Origin of the sequence: Capnocytophaga periodontitidis (assembly GCF_016126015.1) — a bacterium.
GTDB classification, from domain to species: Bacteria; Bacteroidota; Bacteroidia; order Flavobacteriales; family Flavobacteriaceae; genus Capnocytophaga; species Capnocytophaga periodontitidis.
The window spans coordinates 14,679-32,682 of sequence record NZ_JAEFDB010000003.1 but is presented as its reverse complement, the minus strand read 5'-3'; the positions used below and the strand labels follow the sequence as shown (position 1 = coordinate 32,682).

Sequence of the window (18,004 nt, the reverse complement as noted above, 5' to 3'; positions counted from 1 at the left end):
TGCTTGGATACAAAGGTATAATTTTGCGGTGAAATAACAAAGAAAAATTCATATAAAAATGACAAAAACAGAAATTGTACATCAGTTTTATGTCTCCTTAGCTAAAGGAGATTTTGAGAAAGTAGGCAGTTTATTAGCCGATGACTTAGTATGGCACCAACCAGGGAAAGGGGCTCTTTCAGGTAGCTACAAAGGTAAAGAGGCTGTATTCTCTCATTTGGGAAGAATGGCACAGCTCAGTGGAGGCACTTTTGCTATTGACCAAATTGATTATATCACCGAAAACAATCATTTGGTAGTTGCTGCCGTTGCTTTTGAGGTCTTTGCTTTTGACAAAAGTATGCGAATGAGAGGTATTGATCTCTATCGGGTAGAGAACGACAAAATACAAGAGGTTTGGTTATTCTCTGAACACATAGACGAAGAAGACGCCTTCTGGACAGAAGCTCTCAGGTTATCTAACCAACAGAAATAATATTTCCCCGCTCGTAGAGAATACTATGAGCGGGGATTTTTATTTCCTAACTAGTGCATTTGAAATGCGTTATATAAACTTCTTAAACCAATTGTCCAAAAAGATCATTTGTCCTTCCGTATGAAACCAATGTTCGCCATTATTCATAATGGTTAGAGTTGCTCCAATGCTATTGGCAAAATTTGTTATTGTTTCCAAAGAAGTTATCGTATCATTCTCAGCATAAAGGATATTTGTAGGTATATTCCAAATTATTGGATGAGATCTAACATAAGAAAGATATTCCCAAGATAAAGGTTCTCCAAAAGAAGTTGTGATTACTTTTTCTTCATATAGTGCTTTCTCTGATACCTTGGAGAGGGTCATCATATTTAAAATGATGTGCTCCATATCTACGATTGGCGAGACAAACATAGCTTTTTTAATAGATTTATCTGCCAATGACAACATAGCATAATAAGCTCCTATACTATTAGCTATTAAGGCGATACTGCTGTATTGTGAGGCTATGGAATCAAAGAATTTTGAAAATTCTTTTTTAGCTTCCCAAGGAAATTCTGATTTATAGTCAAATCCTATTACCTCATATTCATCATTAAAAAACTTTCTATAATGATTAGCTTCCTCTGCATTTCCGCCTTTACCGTGTATGTATAGAACTGCATTTTTCATTCTTCATCTCCTTAATGTGCTTGTGTAGTTTTTTTAAGTATATTTCCATTACATTGGTAACTTGCTGCAATTTTTATAGAACAAAGGTGCTTCTATACCTTTTTTCTTACCTTCTTCATACACGCACTTGCATACATATAATAAGTCGGGGAGGTTGTTGTGGAGAGTCATTATTTTTTGGGTAAGGATATTGTTGGCAAACATTCTTTTCATCAAAGGTGCTGAAAGAAAAGTAGGCAACTTGTAAGGTAGTAACTCGTTGTTGTAGTGTTTTAGTACCACCCCTCGTGAGGCTACTATCTTCACCGTTTCACGTACCGATTTTACGGCTTGCTTCAGTAGTTTGGCAGACTGCATTAGCTTCTCGGCTGCCTCAGTAGTTTGTGCATTATTGCTATAATTTTCCATTGTAGTACTTGCTACCGAAATAACTCCCGCATTAATAGCCAGATGTAACCATATCCATTCGAGCATATCGTAAGGGTGTTCTAAGGCTATGTGGCAATCGCTAAATAGCTTTACTAAATCATCATAATTATCGATAGTAGTTTTTGCTTTGCTCTCCAGCATAAAATGGTCAAACAGACAAGCATTAAGGGTCTCACCTTCTAAGTTGCCTCCTGCTACGGGATAACCCAATACATAAGGACGATTGCCTAAGAGTTTTTCTAAATAATTCTTATCTTCCCAAATACCACAAGCAATGAGCAGTGTTCCTGTAATATGCTCTTTATTGAGTTCTTCTATCACACTTGCTAATTTTCCAGAAGGTACCGCAATAAAGATAAAATCATACTCTTTTTCTGTGGCGTGCTCAATAGAATAGCTGTCGGTATACGAAAGTCCTTTCTTGTGTCCACGTCCGTCCAAGATATGAACGTTTAAAGTGTGTATGTTATTCTTTTTACTGTCTTTTCTAAGGTAATGTGTTACTGTGTATCCTGCTTTAGAAAACACATAGCCGTAAATAGAGCCTATAACGCCTATGCCTATTACTAAGATTTTTATAGTGTCTTTTTTATCTAAGGACAAAGGTATAAAATTATTATCATCCCCTTCAATTTCCTCAAAATACCTATCCAAATGGCATCCTATTTCCATATCTTCATCGGAAGTATTTCGTAATACCATAAAGTGACAATTTTTCTCGGCATTAACGAATACAAAATTGTGTTCGCCGAAGTACGCTTGGTATCCCTCATCTACTAACGACCAAACTTCACCCGCTTTAAAGCTGAAAATATCATTTTTTATGCGATAGTTTTTACCTACTTCCAATTCCATACTATGTGATTTTTAAGCCACAAAGATAATAATAATTTAGTCAATTTTCTAATTAGAAAATTAGAAAATTATTTACTACTTTTGCCAAGTAAATTGTCAGCAAAAAAGAAAAGGATATGAGCGATTTTAAACTAACACTTTTGAGAAAATGGGAATTTGACAATGAATTCTCATTTGTTTATGCTTCAATTTTACTACCCGACGGCACTGCCGTAATCCTAACTTCCGATCATACCGATTGGCATAAATATTACGTCCTTGTCCTTTCAACCGAAGGCATCAAAAAGATTCCTATTGAATACAACCCAACATCCAACAGAGATTATCCTGTGCTCTTCAGATATAAAGAAGGGTTTGGCATCATCATCTCGGCAAAAGAAGTGCGGTATTACTCAGATATGCATTCGTCACCAGCACTCATTCCGATAAAAAATAAATCATTACTCAGGTATAACATTGTACCAGAGATAGCTGAACAGCGGTATTTTCAAAATATATCCGATAGCCAAATAATTCCCGTTTGCTTTGAAAATGAAGTTTATTATGGCAATGCAAGATGTTTTGCTCTTTTAGAATTTGATGATACTGCTAAAACCGCCAAATGGAAATCCTTTTCTTACATAGATAAAAAAGCATTTACACATCGTGACAACAGAACCTCCGACACCCCAAAAATAGACAGTCTTAAAATATCGGATAAAAAAATCTATGCCTTCATTCCGGGTGAAAGCGCTTCATCGGTCAATAAATGGGGAATGGATTATTATGCGCTCGCACAAATCTCTGCCGAAGGAAAGGTAATCGAGAAAATTATCGAATCGGACAATTTGCATACCGATCATAAAAAACACGGTGTAAATGGCTGTTTCAGTGATTCTGAATATGTGATACTAACACCTATTTTTAAAACCGATGAATGGAAAGGCAATCAAAAAGTCTTTTCGCTCACTACACGCGAATATGGTAATATTTTCTTACCTAAAGGAATGACAAAACACAAACTCCAAAATATCACAGGTAACCTTTGCTTGACCTCTCTTTTTGACAGAGGTTTAAAAGAAATATCTTTGTGCAATTACAATAATTCATAAAACACCTTAGGCATTAGCTTTTATGTCTCAAAAAATCAAAGTTTTCAATAAATTATTAGCCCATTACGGCAAGCAATATTGGTGGAATGCCCCCAATCGCATTACCGACTGGATTTCGATGATTCTCATTCAGCAAACTACCCAAGAGAATACCGAAAAAGCCCTTGCTAACTTAGAGGGGAACCTATCGGTAGAGGCTTTACACGCTATGGAACTGAACACTTTACAGGAATATATACGTCCGGCAGGCTTCTACAAGCAAAAAAGCACTTACATCAAAGCCCTAATGGAATGGTACGTGTCGCACGGAGCTTCCTTACAGAAGTTTCAAGCTATCCCTACCGAGGAGCTTCGCAAGGAACTGCTCTCTATCAAAGGTGTAGGCGAAGAAACTGCCGATGCAATGTTGTTGTACATTTTTGAGCGAAAGGTGTTCATAGCCGACCAGTACGCTATACGACTTTTGAACCGCCTGAACCTTTCTACCGCACAAACCTATAAAGCCCTACGCGAAGAGTGTATGCCCTTAGTTGCTGAAATTCCCTTAGAAACCTGCCAAGAATGGCACGCTGTGATTGATGTGCACGGCAAGGCTTACCGCAAAGGTTTTACCGATGAACAGTGGTTGATAGAATAATAAATAAAAAAATTATGAGCAAAATATGGAAAAATATCATTGCCCGAACACAAGAAGAGGTAAAGGCAACTTTTCAAGAATTATACGCTTCTGTGGATTTCGGAGCTTATATAGCCCCGCAAGATTACTTTGTGTCTTACATCTTTAAAACAGAGGAAGAACTGAGCAAAGCAAAGGAAACAGGCTTACTGCAAAAGATAAACGAGTATCACCAAAAACTATTGCGTGAGCAACAATATCCTGAGGAAGGTATAAAGGACTGTACTTTTGCCTCTCAGGAAGATTGCGACAAGGAGTGGAACGGAATTTGGTATTATTATTACAAGTAAAATATGAATCTGCTAACAAAAAAACTCTCTAAAAAAGGACAGAAAAAGGAACAGCTTTTCGGCGAAAAGTTTTTGAAAATAGGACGTATAATCCTAATTGTATTTTTGTGTTTCTATCTGTTAGAACTTCTATGGTTAGCCAGAAACTTTACCCTTAGTAAGGAGCTTATAGACGAGATTATTATCCCTATCCTTCCTTTAGCAGTCTTAATAGGGCTATATAGCTTTTTTTACAGATGGGTGATGGATAAGCGTATGCGATACAACCAATATACAAGAGGTGAATTACCTCCTACCATCAAGGTAAAAGCACTGAAAGACAAAACCTTTCAATGGATAAAATTTCTGTCGATTGTAGTTTTTTATATAATGATGTTCTGGCTAATAAGTGGCCAAATTATAAGTGAGTATAGAGAAGGGGTAGCCAAATATTTCTATTTACTTATAGGAATTGTTGTTTTAATATTTATTATAGTGCTTTTTGGCGAAGATCTTATAAAAAACACTCATAATACTTTCTATGCCATAGAGATAAAAAACGAGGCTCTTTCCATTTTTTATAAAGAAGAACTTACCCAAACTATCGATTTAAATTCCATTCACCATATCCATTTTTTCCTCGAAAAAGTGAGAAGAGGGAAAGATTCTGATAGAATACACCCTCGTATGCAGATTTACACCTCAAGAACAAACAGAGTGTTGCACATCAAATTGAGTATTGACAACTATCTTTTACTAAAAGCCTATTTTTCTCATAAGCATTTTAAAGTGACAGACGAATATAATCTGTCTTTTTAATTACAATGTCTAACATTCTTCAATTTATAAAAAACTAAAGGCTACCCTTTCGGACAGCCTCATCTTTTTCACTTTTTGTCTTCTTAATCTAAACATCTTTCAAAATATAAATAAGGGTGGGCTTTAATTGTTTCATACCAATCACTATCGTATGCTACAATCAATTTATTGTTATTTTTATAACTTGAGATAAGAACGTGATTATCTACTTCTTTCCAAACAAGTATTCCATCTTCTGCACCTACAATACCTTTTCTATATTCTCCTAAGTAACATTTCCACTTTTTAAATGGCAACATCTCGTCCATAATTACTATAAATTCTTCTATAGTATCGGGTAGATAAAACGTAGCTGGATTGGGATCTTTTACATCATCGGCAGCACATACACTATCTCTGCTTAGGTATACCTTTATCTGCTTATTTTCCATTTGATGGTTCTTTACTTATTTTTTCACTCTCTTTGGGACTCACAAAGATAAAAATAATTTATCAATTGGCGATAATTTAAACATAATACTGATTCGCCATACTCTTCAATTTCTTTAAAATACCTATCCAAAGGGCATCCTATTCCCATATCTTCATCGGAAGTATTTCGCAAGATCATAAATTGACAATTTTTCTCGGCATTAACGAATACAAAATATTGTTCACCGTAGTAAACTTGGTATCCTTCTCTTACTAACGACCAAACTCCACCCGCTTTAAAGTTGAAAATATCATTTTTACCCAATAGTTCTTTCCTACTTGTAATTCCATAATAATATGTTTTTTATGGCACAAAAATAATAATAATTTGTTAATTATCAATTGTCAATTGTTTTGTACTAAAGGTGTGGGCGAGGAAACGGCCGATGCAATGTTGTTGTACATTTTTGAGCGAAAGGTGTTCATAGCCGACTAGTACGCTATACGACTTTTGAACCGCCTGAATCTTTCTACCGCACAAACCTATAAAGCCCTTCACGAAGAGTGTATGCCCTTAGTAGCTAAAATTTCCTTAGAAACCTGTCAAGAATGGCACGCTGTGATTGATGTACACGGCAAGGCTTACCGTAAAGGTTTTACCAATGAACAATGGCTGTTAGAATAATTTCCTAATTTATTAATTGTTAATTGCTAATTGTTAATTGTTTTGTATCTTTGCCTCATAAAACTAAAAAAAATAAAGTTATGTCGTATTTTTATTCATTTACAAAATCAGTAAAGCATTGGTATATTCCGCTTATTTTGGGAATATTGCTTATTATTTGTGGTGTTGCGGTATTTGCAGCTCCTTTTAGAGCTTATACTACCCTATCGCTTCTCTTTGCCCTCTCGTTCTTAATGTCGGGATTATTAGACATATTTTTTGCCTTGCAAAATCGACAAGCCTTAGGAGGTTGGGGTTGGTATTTAGGAAGCGGAATTGTATCGCTACTTATGGGGGCATATTTGTTCGCTAACCCTGTTGTATCTGCTTTTATCTTGCCTTTTATAGTAGGATTTACATTGTTGTTTCGCTCATTTCAATTGTTAGGCTTCTCGTTTGAAGTAAAAGAAGCTGGTGTTTTGAATTGGGGTAACTTGGCACTATTGAGTACTTTAGGAATTATCGTGTCATTCTTGCTTATTGCTAATCCTATTTTCACCGGCATTTCGTTAATGGTGCTTATCGCACTGACTTTTATTTTCAGTGGAGTAGCTTCTATTGTATTATCATTTAACTTAAAGAAGATAAAAGGCTCTTCCGAAAAGCTTTCAGATGAACTTAAAAGTAAGATTGAAAACCTCAAACGCGAAATAAAAGACGCTTTAAGCGATAAGTAATACGTATGTTGTACACTATCCTTATCCTCGTTGTAGTAATAGGCATTGGGGCTGTTATAATTTTCAACCTACCAAGTTTTAGCAAAGCACCATCAGGCGAACGCTTGGCACGCATACAACAATCACCCAACTACCGCGAGGGTAAGTTTCAAAACTTAGAAACTACCCCGCAGTTTACTTCTAATGACAATATACTCAAAACTGCCTATCATTACTTCTTTCCCGATGTACAAGACCTCAGTCCAAGCACGCCCATCCCTGCAGTACAAACCGATTTACAGTCCCTGCCTAATAATGCGATGGTATGGCTGGGGCATTCTTCTTATTTGCTAAACGTAAACGACACCCGCGTACTTGTAGACCCTGTATTTCATTCTGCCTCTCCTTTTTCGTTTATGGTAAAACCTTTTAAGGCGACTTACAACTACTCATCTGCCGATATGCCCGATACTATTGAGGTGCTCATACTTACCCACGACCATTGGGATCATCTTGATTATACAGCGATGAAAGAACTGAAAAACCGTATTCAACACGTAGTTTGTCCGCTGGGTGTAGAGGCGCATTTAGAGTATTGGGGGTTTGACCCTGCTAAAATCACCGAGATGGATTGGCAGGACACAATCACTGTAGCAAATCTCAAATTCACTTGCTTGCCTACGCGTCATTTTTCAGGTCGCGGACTTAAGAGAGCACCCACTTTATGGGGTTCGTTTATGCTCGAAACGGGTACTTATACCGTCTACATCGGCGGTGATAGTGGCTATGGCAAGCACATTGCCGAAATAGGCAAACGCTTCCCTCATATCGATTTAGCCCTAATGGAAAACGGACAGTACAACCCTAATTGGCGCTATATTCACTTCTTGCCCGAAGACTTGCGCAAAGCCTTGAACGAAATAGGCGCTAAGCGTTATTTCACGGGTCATAACTCTAAATTCGCCTTGGCGCAACACCCTTGGTATGAACCTATGCGCAATGTTCAAGCTTATGCCAAAGAAGATAGCCTAAATATCATCACTCCTAAAATAGGTGAAGTTATACATATCGACCAGCCCGATGAAACCTTTGACGTATGGTTTAATTAGCAGATTATGATGCTTAAACTTCTTCAATTTATAAAAAACTGGACGCTCCCCCTTTCAATGGGTATAGGAGCAGTAGCGTATTTGGTATTTTATTACGTACCAGCATTAGAAGGAGCTTCACAATGGCTTGCTCCCATATTCGATGCTATTTTGCCACTTTTTATGTTCCTCATTTTGTACGTAACCTTTTGCAAGGTCGATTTCAAGAGGTTAGCACTTGTACCTTGGCATTGGTGGATGATAGTAGTGCAGTGTGTTTTGGTAGGAAGTATCACGGGGGCAATTCTCTCCTTTGGCATCCACGGTAAAGAACTGATACTCTTGGAAAGCATATTGGCGTGCATTATAAGCCCTTGTGCGGCAGCAGCAGCGGTAGTAACTCTCAAACTCGGTGGTAATTTAGAGCAGATGACTACTTATACTTTTGTATCCAACTTGCTTTGTGCGCTACTCATACCCGTGTGTTTCCCGCTGATAGAACCCGCTTCTCAAATGACCTTTTGGAGTGCTTTTTCGCTGATAATGCAGAAAGTATGCCTCGTATTAGTCGTACCGATGCTATTGGCATTGCTCACCAAAACCCTCCCCCTACTCCACCGCTTTCACCAATGGCTCATACACATCCCCGACCTATCTTTTTATCTCTGGGGTTGTTCACTGATGATCGTTACCGGCACTACACTAAAGAACATTTTTCACGCGGAAACAAGCGTATTATTTCTGTTGCTCATAGGCTTTTTAGGCTTGGCATTGTGCTTACTACAATACGCTATAGGGTGGCGTATAGGTAATTTTTTCAACTCTTCAATAGAGGCAGGACAAGCCTTAGGACAGAAGAACACCGCCTTTGCTATCTGGATAGCAGCCACTTACCTGCATCCGCTTTCTACCGTAGGCCCAGGTTGTTATATCCTTTGGCAAAATATCATCAACTCTATTGAAATATGGAAAAAAGGAAAGTATAACGCATAAAAAATCAATTAATCAATTAACAAATTAGTAAATTAGTAAATTAGCAATCACCCGTGCGGTTCGTACCGGCTTGTCTCCCTTCGGGGGAACGGGGGCTAAATCGACAAATTGGCAAATCGACAAATTATTTTTATCTTTGCAGCAAATTAACAAATAGTAATATGAAAATAGAAGATATTAAAGGTGATTTTAGTTATAAAGAAAATCCAAATTTGAGATATAGCAATGAGAACTATATCTTGGTAATCAAAGATGAGGACAACCCCGATAAATCGGTGCGCCCATTGTTATATGTAGATAAAAGAGCGGGAAAAGTAGAAAATATCGACCGTTATGATATGGATAAAATTCAGGTGCCCATCAACCACTTCAAACCTGAACAAAGTTTTGATAGATTCGATAACTTGTACCAAATCCTAAAAATTTCGTACGGTACTATCGTCGCTACCAACTACGACGACGATAAATATCCTAAATGCAAAACCTTCGCTAACAACCTCAATTTTACTTCTAAAGAGGAAATTATAGAAATTTTAGAAGGTGAAATATTAGAATCTCAAGCTAAAATAAAGGTAAAAACCCCCTTTACTTCCCTCATTTCCGATGTATATGCGCGCTACAGTCAACCTCTTTTTATAGAAACCGAAGAAAAAATCGTTGGACCCTTTATCATTGCGAGTCAAGATGAAGACAATACCTTTTCCGTACAAAAATACTTCAAAAAAGAATATCCTTTTGGCGAATACCAAATTACCGACAATAGTTATATAGAATTTCAGAATTTTGGGTTTACCCGAAAAGTACATATCATCGGCTTTAGTAAGTTCGAATTCATCAAGGAAATAGACTTTAAAGACGACAAAGAAATACTCAACGACTTTGCCGAACGCATCAAGCATAACCCTGCCCTGCTCAACAAACGCAAACAGCAAGAAATGCTCGACCTCATCGAAACAATGCGCCAAAACAAAGCCATTGAAACTTATCTCAAGGAAAACCGCCGCGTGTACGACATCTTGGAAAAAGCCAATGAAAAACTTATTAGCGACTATAAAATCAGTGAAATATTCCCCGAAAAAGTACGCTTAAACGAGATTATCGAAAACCTCACCGAGCGCGAAAGAGAACTGAAAAGCCAAGTGAGCAGTCAGGAAAAACGCCTGCAAGAACTACAAGAAAAGGTAGACGACACTCAAAACGAGCTCGAAAATCTCACTAAAATTAAAGAAGAGAAGTTCGCCAAAGAAAAAATCGCCTTAGAACAGGAAGTAAAAGCTCTTACCGAGAAAAAAGCCAATCTCGCTGCCGAAATTGAAAGCGAAACCCAGCAAATTTCTCAACAATTAGTAGCTTTACGCAAAGAAAAAGACGATTTAACGGCTTTTGTTGATAAATTGTTGCTCGAGAACAAACACGCTCAACGCGACGCCCAGCAGGAACTCGTCAACCTCTTCAAACACAAAAAGTATTTCGACTTTTTGAGCGGTCGCAACCTCTCTCTCTACGAGGAAACACAACAAAGAACCTTTACCGACTTCAGTATCACCGATGCTTTCGATACTTATGCCGCTTTCAGAGATAAAATAAAGGAAATTCTCTCTAAAAACGGACGTGCTTTCGAAACGCATTTCATCGACAATCTGCTCATCGCTATACACCAAAATACACTCACCATTTTAGCGGGCTTACCTGGTACAGGAAAAACGAGTTTAGCGCGCTTGCTCACCCAAATATTAGCCCCCCAAGAGCGCGTTACCGAAGTATCGGTGAGCCGTGGCTGGTCATCACCTAAAGACCTTATCGGATTCCAAAACCCGCTTACCGATAAGTTCCACTCTGCTCCCACCGGCGTATACGAACTCTTGGAGCAACTCAACTACGAGGTAGAACAACACTCGTTCTTCAGCGCTCCTTTGGCTTTCATCATCTTAGACGAAGCCAACCTCAGCCCTATAGAGCACTATTGGTCAAACTTCTATAACCTTACCGATACCATCGCTCAAGAAGGCGACTACCTCTCTATCCAGTTGGGTAACAACCACACACTCAAGTATGCGAACAACCTCCGCTTCATCGCTACTATCAACTACGATTATACCACCGAACCACTTTCACCGCGCGTAATCGATAGAACGAACATTATCCAGCTACCCGAACTCAACCAAAGCGTTCACTTTATCACCAAAGAAGAAGTAGAAACCTTGCGTATTTCGTTCCAAAAATGCATTGAGTTTTTCCACCTTCTCGATTTCCAAAAGAATGATAAAGAAGTGATTAGCTTCAGCGACGACGAGAACGACAAAGTATTTCGAGAAATTAAAGAACTATTCAAAAAACTGCGCTTGCCTATCAGCTATCGCGTGGAAATGGGCATCAAAAAGTATTGCAGTATGGCAAAACACATCGCTGGGCTCAACGAGTATGTACTCTTAGACTATTGCATTGCACAACGCCTCTTGCCGATGATCAACGTACAAGGTGAAAACCTTAAAGTTTATATCGACCGACTTTCGCAATTGCTGAACGAGAACAAGATGAAAATATCGGAAAAGATATTGGATAAAATGATTGAAATAGGCGAAAACAACGAAATTTTAGGAGGTAACTACAGCTATTTCCTCACCTTGTCGTATGCTTAGAGTTTACGAAATACAAAACGACGAACGCCGTGAAGTACTCTTGGAGGACGGTGTGTACAACGTGCAGGAATTGGGGGTTTACGAAATGGTTTTCTTCCCCGAAAACAACGACGACCTGAATCCTAATATCGAAGGCACTCCCTTGCCCTCAGAGTACTTGCGCTTGGATAGAACAAAAATCGTACTGATGCCCCAACGCTATTTTGAAGATTATTTTGGGGGTACTCAACTCACAATAGGCGGAAAAACATACCCCTTCAATGTGCGTATCAGTAAGTTGAGACTTTCGGAAATAGAAGGACTCTTCACCTATTTATGGCAAAAAGAAGACCGCCTTTTCGATGTGTTCTACTCCAAAAACAGTGTAGAAGTAAAGAACAAACCTAACGAAGTGGGGCAGATGAACAAATTCATCACTTTGATAACTCACTTTGTAACGGTATTCGAAAAACTGTTACCTTACTTTGAAAAGCAACCTCATTTCGTACTGAGAAAGAAAACTACCGTCTTGCCTTTCAATTCTAACAAAGTGAGTGCTAACACTGTACAGTGGATTATCAACAATTTAGACGAAGTGCAGTTCGACGATGCTTTTAAAGGGCATCACAAAGCAGTACAACTCGGCAACCACTACGGAATGATCGATAACATCCACACCGAAGTGGAAACCCGCGACTGTAATACTTATGAGAACCAAGTGGTGATGGGTATCTTTTTTGTGATACTGAAAAAACTCCGCTCCCTCAAACGCGACATCGAACTGAAATCTACGGTCACTAATTGGTCGGATACTGAAGATTCTGAAGAGTATTTTGTAGATTTTAAAGACTTGAAACGCTTGCCTTTCATCCGCCTATTTGAAGAAATTAGCAAGGTAGAACAGCGAGTGAAGAAATTGGAGCAGAGTTACCGTCGCATTTTTCCAGAGGTAACCCCCAAAGCCGAGCGCCCTGTGCTCACCTCTATATTCATTCAGCGACCGCACTACAAACGCGCCTACGAACTGATACGCAAACTCAACGACTACAAACTCGATATCACGGGATATTTCAAGCTCTTCAACATCAGTAAGTTGAGTAAGCTTTACGAATTGTACAACCTCTTCCAGCTGATAGATGCGTTGCGTTCAAGCCTCAAAATCGCCTTCTTCAATGTGAAGGTGGCATTGCGAAAAGATGAGCCTATTGTTGAGAAAATGGAGTTTACAAACGATTTCTTTGCAGTAAATCTCTTCTATGAGCACAAATATTACCCAGAAAGTAGCAATTACCACAGCACTTTGCTACGCCGTATCGATTGTGTAAGCCCTGAAGAGTACTACCACCCCGATTTTATTATAGAAATTATAGACAAAAAGGCGGAAAAAACCTTCTATTACCTTTTTGATGCTAAATATTCGGTGTTGAAAAATGTGAAATTCTTGCATTTACCATCATTAGAGAAGAAATACATCGCCCGCACAGGTATCAGTGGGGATCGTTACAAGAAAATTAATGGATTGTTTGCCCTTTTCCCCGATGAAGAAGGAGAAAAAATAGTAGATGACACCTTTTTTGAACCTCAAATTGCACTTATTGCCTCTAAACCTAGCGTAGAGAGTGAACTTAAAACCTATATACAACGTATTTTAAAGAAACATATAGGAGACTATTTGCTCAGCTAAAATGCGTGAGTTCTTCCACTGTGATACCAAATACCTCAGCGTATTGTTGTAGCGTTTTATCCGATAGTTTTTTGAATACCGAAGGTTTGGCGTGACGCTTGATAACCCATTGCCAGCGATGCATAGCATCGGCGAGGACAGCCCAATCCATACGGTTGAGAAGCATATAATACACTATGGGGCTTTTGCGCCCTGCTATGGCATCGGCTTTAGCTTCATCAATCTGCTCTTGTAACCTGCCTAAGGAGACTTCTAAAGCAATATTCTTCACCTCCCAACCTGAACTGAGACGGGTAGTATAGTTCCCTTCGTCATCGGTTACGTAACACAATTCCGTAAGGTCGCGCAAGGCACCTTTTTCCTGAGGTAGTTCAGTTTCTTTCATTCCGTTAAGTTTTTAATCACTAAGTTTAATTCGGCTGTTGCCAGATGTACCCCATCGGCAAAGGCATTACAGCGCATTGCACAGAGGTAATACTCATCACTATCAAAACGAGAAAGCAATTCGGCTTCGGCAGTGACAGTTTGTTGTACTCTTGGCAAGGTAAAGATTTCCAATTTCTTAATCGCACTGATGTAGCCTATCACATAGTTCGATGTATCTTCTATACCAAAGAGAAACTGTCCCACAATTGCCGAACAAGTTTGTGCCATATTTTCGATGAGCCCTACTTCGGCAAACATTCCATTTTCTACAAAAATACAGCTATCAGTTACCGTAAATTCGGTAACTACGTGCGTATTACTGATGTCGGTAATGGTATCTACCATTTGCATCGGTGGGTGGTGAGGGAGATATTTGTGGATAGAGATGTTCATATTAGGTGTCAGGTATTAGGTATTAAGAGTTAGGAATTGGGTGCGAGTACGGTTTTCATTTCGCCTTGAGCGATGAGGGTATCACCTATAAAGGTTTGCATTGTCACGAGGGTCACCTCCATAAACTCTTGGAGAATGGTGATGTGTGTTTTAAGCGTATCGCCTACTTTGGGTAGTGATTGTATTTCTATATTTTTAATCGCTCCTATATACCCCATAGGAGCAGGTTTTCCGTTGAGATAGTAGTAATAACCTTTGTGCAAGGCAATGCTTTGGGCAATGTGCTCTATAAGTCCGCTTTCTAAAAATATCCCTTGCTGTACAAAGAGGTTGTTGTGGGCAATGGTGAGCCCTGCCACTCCCTCGGTAGGGGTATATTCCCAAAGAGCATCTACCATTACAATGGGAGTGCGCTGGGGTATAAGGGTGAGAATTTCGTTTTTATCTGTAATTGGTAATTTCATAAGTTGTTCTATTCAACCTTGGCAAAGTGTATGACGCAATTAAGGATTGTCCCCCTTCGGGGGAACGGGGGCTATACTACTCTCAAGAAAGCGTAAGAATAGGAGAATCTACCACTCTCGGGCACTGATAGCAAAACAGTATCGCCCGTTTTGAGTTTCCCTGAATGCATCAAGGCTTCTAACATCAAATAAGCGGAAGCAGAGCCTACATTGCCTACTTCGGGGAGGTTGATAAACCAACGTTCTAACGGAAGGTCGATACCTACTATTTTGAGGGCTTCATACAAGCGTTCTTTGAAATAACAAGACGAGATATGAGGCAAGAAATAAGTAATATCATCTGCCGATAGTTGGTGTTTATCTAAGGTTGCCCGCATACTTTCAGCGCCTTTTAGCAAAATATTCTCATTGAGTAGCTTCACATCTTGCTTGATAGCAAAGATAGATTCACTAAGCCACGCTTCGGCAGGGTATTCACTCCAAGCTTTGAGGTTGCCATCGGGGAGCTTGTCGCCACCGGCATACATACACGCTTCGAGCTCGTGAGCATACGAATAAGCGTCCATCCACTCTATTTGCAAAGCGCCTTCACGCGGTTTGTTTTCTAACAGAAAAGCCCCTGCCCCATCGGAGAGCATAAAGCGCAAGAAATCTTTTTTAAAGGCGATAGCAGGGTGTGCTTCCAACTCGGCTAAGAGTTGTACTTCGTTTTCGTATTTATCGGCACGCAACCACGCCGATACACGTTCAGAGCCTGTGCATACTGCATTGACACTATTGCCTGCCTTTACTGATAAGTATCCAAATTTGAGGGCATTCATTCCTGAGTTACACACCCCTGAAGAGGCATTCAGTTCTACTGAGTGTCCGCCCAAAATGCCGTGTACCATAGCAGTGTGTGAGGGCAAGAGCACATCGGGGGTAGAGGTACCGCAAGAGAGCACCTCGATAGTATCCCAAGGCACTTCGCCATCCAATAGATTTTGTACTGCCAAAGCCGTAAGCTGGGCGTTGTTATGAGTAGGGTTACCTTGCTCGTCGAGGGCATAGTAACGCGTAAGAATACCATTGTTGCGTAGCACGAGGCGTCGCGCTTTAGAGGCATTTTGGTTTATGAGACCTAAGAAAGTCTCCATTTGCTCATTGCCAATGGGATTGTTAGGTAAATATTTACTTGCTTTTGTTATATAGACATTCATATTATTCAGGTAACAGGTTGTTATTGAAAACAACTACTACAAAGTTCCAGACCTCTTTGCTTGTTGTTCCATATAATCTTTTGCTTGTTCTGTTGTTAAAGAATTCATAAATTCTTTTGAACGTCTCGCCGCCAAGAGTCCGTCCATTGTTTGTTGTAGCCATCCAATACCGTAACTCTCGTAACCGTTCAGTAGCATATCGACTGTTAATAGGTCTTTGTGCGGTCCGAATTGCAGATTCTTATTTTCAGAAATATTTTGTTGTTCCATTTTATTATTCTTTTATTTCAGTTAAATCAATTTCTAAAATGTTTTCTACCTGAGCACAGAACCAATTCCATCTATCTTTCAAAGCTTCTTTATTCCACTGTTTACCAAATAGTCCTTTATTATAGTTGTCTACTATTTGTTGAGTCATTCGGAATGCTGTAATACCTTCTTGGTTATTTGAATAGAAACCTTTACCTGTATAAGATTTAATTTTTGTTTCAAAATCTCTATTTCCTGCTTCAACATTTTTCTTCCCACTTAAAAGAGTTAAGTTTCGTCCAGAATTTAGCCAACTATTAGTTTCATCATTTTTCTCAAAAATAGTTTTCCAATCTTCATTATTATAATATTTTTGAGGTAATATATGTTCCACTTGTACATTCCTATTGGCTATATCCAAAAAAGAGATATTTGAATCATCTGTTTGATTATATTCTATTAAAAATAAGAGAGGTTTACACCATTTTTCATTATAAATATCCCCACTTAGATTTTCAATAGCTTTTCTGATAGTATTGTCAGAAACTAAACTATTGTTCAATTCTTCCTTAATATTTTGCAAAGTTTTTTTCTCTTTTATTGATTTAATAAGATTAAAAGAGGTCTGCTTGATTTTAGATAGGGTATTCCCTGCTATCCAATTCAGATAGTAATAACGTCTAAAAGCTTTTACAAACTCTTCATATTCAGAATATTTTTCTTTTAATGCTGTTAGCAATATAGTTCTCCAATACATTCCCCAAGGAATATAGAAAAAAGAATATATTATTTTATTCTCTTTGTCAAAAATTTCAGTTTGATAAGTGCGGATAAAATTCTTAATATCTGCTATAGTTTCATTAGAATCTTTATCCTTCAACTCATTTCTCAATTCATCATACAATGATTTTTTAGGGTTTTGTGCTAACAGATAATATTCATACATAACGAATAAATCGTTTAGAGTTGTCTCTGTATTATTTGAACAGTTTTCACACTCTTTCCAATCATCCATAAACTGTTCTTCTTTTTGTTTTCTTATTTCACTTTCATCATTATACTTTTTCTGTATCTTTTCAATTAAGAAACTTTTTATTAAATCAGAATTTGACAAATCAAGTCCTCTGTCATTTAGTACTTGAAATAACTTGATAGCAAAAGAAACAGACTTACAATCTATTCTTATAATCTTTACTTTATTAAAAAGATAATTCAATAGTTCTCCTGCTTCTTTCTCACCGATAGAAGTAAGTTTTTCTCTAAAAAAGAAAGCGGAATTTTTAAACTTAAATTTGGGCTCATCTTTCCTTAAATCCTGTTTTGTAGGTTTCCTTATTTCTTTAAGATCAACAGTAGCATTTTCTGAAAGTATCAATTTATCGAAATCACTCTGATGATTAGAGTGCGTACGCAAACGTAATCTTTGGAATCTATCATTGAACTTGATAGAATTACTAACAGTTTTTCCATCAATAGCAAATGGGTCTTCCTCCAAAATATCGTTATTTATTTCAGGATATAAATCTCTATAAACACAAAGTAAAATAGTTAAAGTCGTTAATCTTTGTTGCCCATCTACTATATCCAAATAGTTATTATTATCTTCAGGTTTTGCGGTGATAATGGAACCTAAAAAATAATTAGGCTCATTCTCTTTGGCATCTACCAAATCTTCCCATAACTTCTCCAATTGTTCATCTCCCCAAGAATAAGGGCGTTGATATCTTGGAATCTGATATAAACTATCAGCATTCCCAAATATTTCTTTTATTGATAGACTGTTAGGTTTAAAAATCTCTTCCATTTTCTTATT

19 protein-coding genes and 1 pseudogene are annotated in these 18,004 nt (G+C 38.2%); 11 read left to right on the top strand and 9 right to left on the bottom strand.

Features of this window, described 5'->3' with window-relative positions; translation table 11 throughout:
* Nucleotides 1–58 precede the first annotated feature (58 nt).
* Nucleotides 59–475 carry a nuclear transport factor 2 family protein gene (locus I7X29_RS06170; protein ID WP_198473404.1) on the top strand — a complete coding sequence of 139 codons (417 nt, stop codon included), beginning with the start codon at nt 59–61 and terminating at the stop codon, nt 473–475.
* A gap of 69 nt (nt 476–544) precedes the next feature.
* Here I7X29_RS06170 and I7X29_RS06165 read toward each other — a convergent pair whose 3' ends face one another.
* Nucleotides 545–1,147: a hypothetical protein gene (locus I7X29_RS06165; RefSeq protein WP_198473402.1), complete on the bottom strand. Its 603-nt coding sequence runs from the start codon at nt 1,145–1,147 to the stop codon at nt 545–547.
* A gap of 48 nt (nt 1,148–1,195) precedes the next feature.
* Nucleotides 1,196–2,431 carry a ketopantoate reductase family protein gene (locus tag I7X29_RS06160; protein ID WP_198473400.1) on the bottom strand — a complete coding sequence of 412 codons (1,236 nt, stop codon included), beginning with the start codon at nt 2,429–2,431 and terminating at the stop codon, nt 1,196–1,198.
* Between the two features lie 116 nt (nt 2,432–2,547).
* On the opposite strand from I7X29_RS06160, the gene I7X29_RS06155 reads away from it, so the two are divergent.
* From I7X29_RS06155 to I7X29_RS06140, 4 genes are read left to right on the top strand one after another with little or no spacing between them, the layout of a single operon-like run.
* Nucleotides 2,548–3,522, top strand: coding sequence for a hypothetical protein (locus tag I7X29_RS06155; protein ID WP_198473398.1), 975 nt, complete (start codon nt 2,548–2,550; stop codon nt 3,520–3,522).
* A gap of 22 nt (nt 3,523–3,544) precedes the next feature.
* Nucleotides 3,545–4,159: an endonuclease III domain-containing protein gene (locus tag I7X29_RS06150; protein ID WP_198473395.1), complete on the top strand. Its 615-nt coding sequence runs from the start codon at nt 3,545–3,547 to the stop codon at nt 4,157–4,159.
* 14 nt (nt 4,160–4,173) lie between these two features.
* Entirely contained in the window at nt 4,174–4,488 is a 315-nt protein-coding gene (locus tag I7X29_RS06145; protein WP_198473393.1) for a hypothetical protein, read from the top strand.
* A 3-nt stretch (nt 4,489–4,491) separates the two neighbouring features.
* The gene (locus I7X29_RS06140) at nt 4,492–5,286 is read left to right on the top strand and encodes a hypothetical protein (RefSeq protein ID WP_198473391.1); all 795 of its coding nucleotides are present in this window, start codon (nt 4,492–4,494) and stop codon (nt 5,284–5,286) included.
* Between the two features lie 83 nt (nt 5,287–5,369).
* Here I7X29_RS06140 and I7X29_RS06135 read toward each other — a convergent pair whose 3' ends face one another.
* Nucleotides 5,370–5,717: a hypothetical protein gene (locus I7X29_RS06135; protein ID WP_198465556.1), complete on the bottom strand. Its 348-nt coding sequence runs from the start codon at nt 5,715–5,717 to the stop codon at nt 5,370–5,372.
* Between the two features lie 386 nt (nt 5,718–6,103).
* On the opposite strand from I7X29_RS06135, the pseudogene I7X29_RS06130 reads away from it, so the two are divergent.
* The 6 genes and pseudogenes from I7X29_RS06130 to I7X29_RS06105 form a co-directional block, all read left to right on the top strand.
* Nucleotides 6,104–6,382 (top strand): annotated as a pseudogene (locus I7X29_RS06130) (endonuclease III domain-containing protein); the annotation flags it as partial.
* A gap of 80 nt (nt 6,383–6,462) precedes the next feature.
* Nucleotides 6,463–7,098 carry an HdeD family acid-resistance protein gene (locus I7X29_RS06125; RefSeq protein WP_198473389.1) on the top strand — a complete coding sequence of 212 codons (636 nt, stop codon included), beginning with the start codon at nt 6,463–6,465 and terminating at the stop codon, nt 7,096–7,098.
* A 5-nt stretch (nt 7,099–7,103) separates the two neighbouring features.
* Complete coding sequence (locus I7X29_RS06120) at nt 7,104–8,186, top strand: MBL fold metallo-hydrolase (RefSeq protein WP_198473387.1); 1,083 nt, start codon at nt 7,104–7,106, stop codon at nt 8,184–8,186.
* 9 nt (nt 8,187–8,195) lie between these two features.
* Nucleotides 8,196–9,158, top strand: coding sequence for a bile acid:sodium symporter family protein (locus I7X29_RS06115; RefSeq protein WP_198473743.1), 963 nt, complete (start codon nt 8,196–8,198; stop codon nt 9,156–9,158).
* A gap of 161 nt (nt 9,159–9,319) precedes the next feature.
* Nucleotides 9,320–11,797, top strand: coding sequence for a hypothetical protein (locus I7X29_RS06110; protein WP_009414394.1), 2,478 nt, complete (start codon nt 9,320–9,322; stop codon nt 11,795–11,797).
* On the top strand, nt 11,790–13,460 hold the full coding sequence (locus tag I7X29_RS06105; protein ID WP_198473385.1) for a nuclease domain-containing protein: 1,671 nt from the start codon (nt 11,790–11,792) through the stop codon (nt 13,458–13,460). Before I7X29_RS06110 ends, I7X29_RS06105 begins: the two co-directional genes overlap by 8 nt.
* Here I7X29_RS06105 and I7X29_RS06100 read toward each other — a convergent pair.
* From I7X29_RS06100 to I7X29_RS06075, 6 genes are all read right to left on the bottom strand, one after another.
* Entirely contained in the window at nt 13,453–13,845 is a 393-nt protein-coding gene (locus I7X29_RS06100; RefSeq protein WP_088595202.1) for a hypothetical protein, read from the bottom strand. The genes I7X29_RS06105 and I7X29_RS06100 overlap by 8 nt on opposite strands.
* On the bottom strand, nt 13,842–14,279 hold the full coding sequence (locus I7X29_RS06095; protein ID WP_198473382.1) for an acyl carrier protein: 438 nt from the start codon (nt 14,277–14,279) through the stop codon (nt 13,842–13,844). The genes I7X29_RS06100 and I7X29_RS06095 overlap by 4 nt, the downstream gene beginning before the upstream one ends.
* 29 nt (nt 14,280–14,308) lie before the next feature.
* Nucleotides 14,309–14,743 (bottom strand): hypothetical protein, encoded by a 435-nt coding sequence (locus I7X29_RS06090; protein ID WP_198473380.1) that lies wholly within the window; start codon nt 14,741–14,743, stop codon nt 14,309–14,311.
* Nucleotides 14,744–14,814: 71 nt separating this feature from the next.
* Nucleotides 14,815–15,942: a beta-ketoacyl-ACP synthase III gene (locus I7X29_RS06085; protein ID WP_198473378.1), complete on the bottom strand. Its 1,128-nt coding sequence runs from the start codon at nt 15,940–15,942 to the stop codon at nt 14,815–14,817.
* A gap of 36 nt (nt 15,943–15,978) precedes the next feature.
* Nucleotides 15,979–16,212: a hypothetical protein gene (locus I7X29_RS06080; protein ID WP_009414400.1), complete on the bottom strand. Its 234-nt coding sequence runs from the start codon at nt 16,210–16,212 to the stop codon at nt 15,979–15,981.
* Between the two features lie 4 nt (nt 16,213–16,216).
* Nucleotides 16,217–17,995, bottom strand: a complete 1,779-nt coding sequence (locus tag I7X29_RS06075; RefSeq protein ID WP_198473376.1) for a DUF262 domain-containing protein — start codon at nt 17,993–17,995, stop codon at nt 16,217–16,219.
* Nucleotides 17,996–18,004: the final 9 nt, after the last annotated feature.

Excerpts from the sequence above, each read along its gene's own strand:
- I7X29_RS06170 (WP_198473404.1), top strand. The coding sequence starts at position 59 with ATGACAAAAACAGAAATTGTACATCAGTTTTATGTCTCCTTAGCTAAA.
- I7X29_RS06165 (WP_198473402.1), bottom strand. The coding sequence starts at position 1,147 with ATGAAAAATGCAGTTCTATACATACACGGTAAAGGCGGAAATGCAGAG.
- I7X29_RS06160 (WP_198473400.1), bottom strand. The coding sequence starts at position 2,431 with ATGGAATTGGAAGTAGGTAAAAACTATCGCATAAAAAATGATATTTTC.
- I7X29_RS06155 (WP_198473398.1), top strand. The coding sequence starts at position 2,548 with ATGAGCGATTTTAAACTAACACTTTTGAGAAAATGGGAATTTGACAAT.
- I7X29_RS06150 (WP_198473395.1), top strand. The coding sequence starts at position 3,545 with ATGTCTCAAAAAATCAAAGTTTTCAATAAATTATTAGCCCATTACGGC.
- I7X29_RS06145 (WP_198473393.1), top strand. The coding sequence starts at position 4,174 with ATGAGCAAAATATGGAAAAATATCATTGCCCGAACACAAGAAGAGGTA.
- I7X29_RS06140 (WP_198473391.1), top strand. The coding sequence starts at position 4,492 with ATGAATCTGCTAACAAAAAAACTCTCTAAAAAAGGACAGAAAAAGGAA.
- I7X29_RS06135 (WP_198465556.1), bottom strand. The coding sequence starts at position 5,717 with ATGGAAAATAAGCAGATAAAGGTATACCTAAGCAGAGATAGTGTATGT.
- I7X29_RS06125 (WP_198473389.1), top strand. The coding sequence starts at position 6,463 with ATGTCGTATTTTTATTCATTTACAAAATCAGTAAAGCATTGGTATATT.
- I7X29_RS06120 (WP_198473387.1), top strand. The coding sequence starts at position 7,104 with ATGTTGTACACTATCCTTATCCTCGTTGTAGTAATAGGCATTGGGGCT.
- I7X29_RS06115 (WP_198473743.1), top strand. The coding sequence starts at position 8,196 with ATGCTTAAACTTCTTCAATTTATAAAAAACTGGACGCTCCCCCTTTCA.
- I7X29_RS06110 (WP_009414394.1), top strand. The coding sequence starts at position 9,320 with ATGAAAATAGAAGATATTAAAGGTGATTTTAGTTATAAAGAAAATCCA.
- I7X29_RS06105 (WP_198473385.1), top strand. The coding sequence starts at position 11,790 with ATGCTTAGAGTTTACGAAATACAAAACGACGAACGCCGTGAAGTACTC.
- I7X29_RS06100 (WP_088595202.1), bottom strand. The coding sequence starts at position 13,845 with ATGAAAGAAACTGAACTACCTCAGGAAAAAGGTGCCTTGCGCGACCTT.
- I7X29_RS06095 (WP_198473382.1), bottom strand. The coding sequence starts at position 14,279 with ATGAACATCTCTATCCACAAATATCTCCCTCACCACCCACCGATGCAA.
- I7X29_RS06090 (WP_198473380.1), bottom strand. The coding sequence starts at position 14,743 with ATGAAATTACCAATTACAGATAAAAACGAAATTCTCACCCTTATACCC.
- I7X29_RS06085 (WP_198473378.1), bottom strand. The coding sequence starts at position 15,942 with ATGAATGTCTATATAACAAAAGCAAGTAAATATTTACCTAACAATCCC.
- I7X29_RS06080 (WP_009414400.1), bottom strand. The coding sequence starts at position 16,212 with ATGGAACAACAAAATATTTCTGAAAATAAGAATCTGCAATTCGGACCG.
- I7X29_RS06075 (WP_198473376.1), bottom strand. The coding sequence starts at position 17,995 with ATGGAAGAGATTTTTAAACCTAACAGTCTATCAATAAAAGAAATATTT.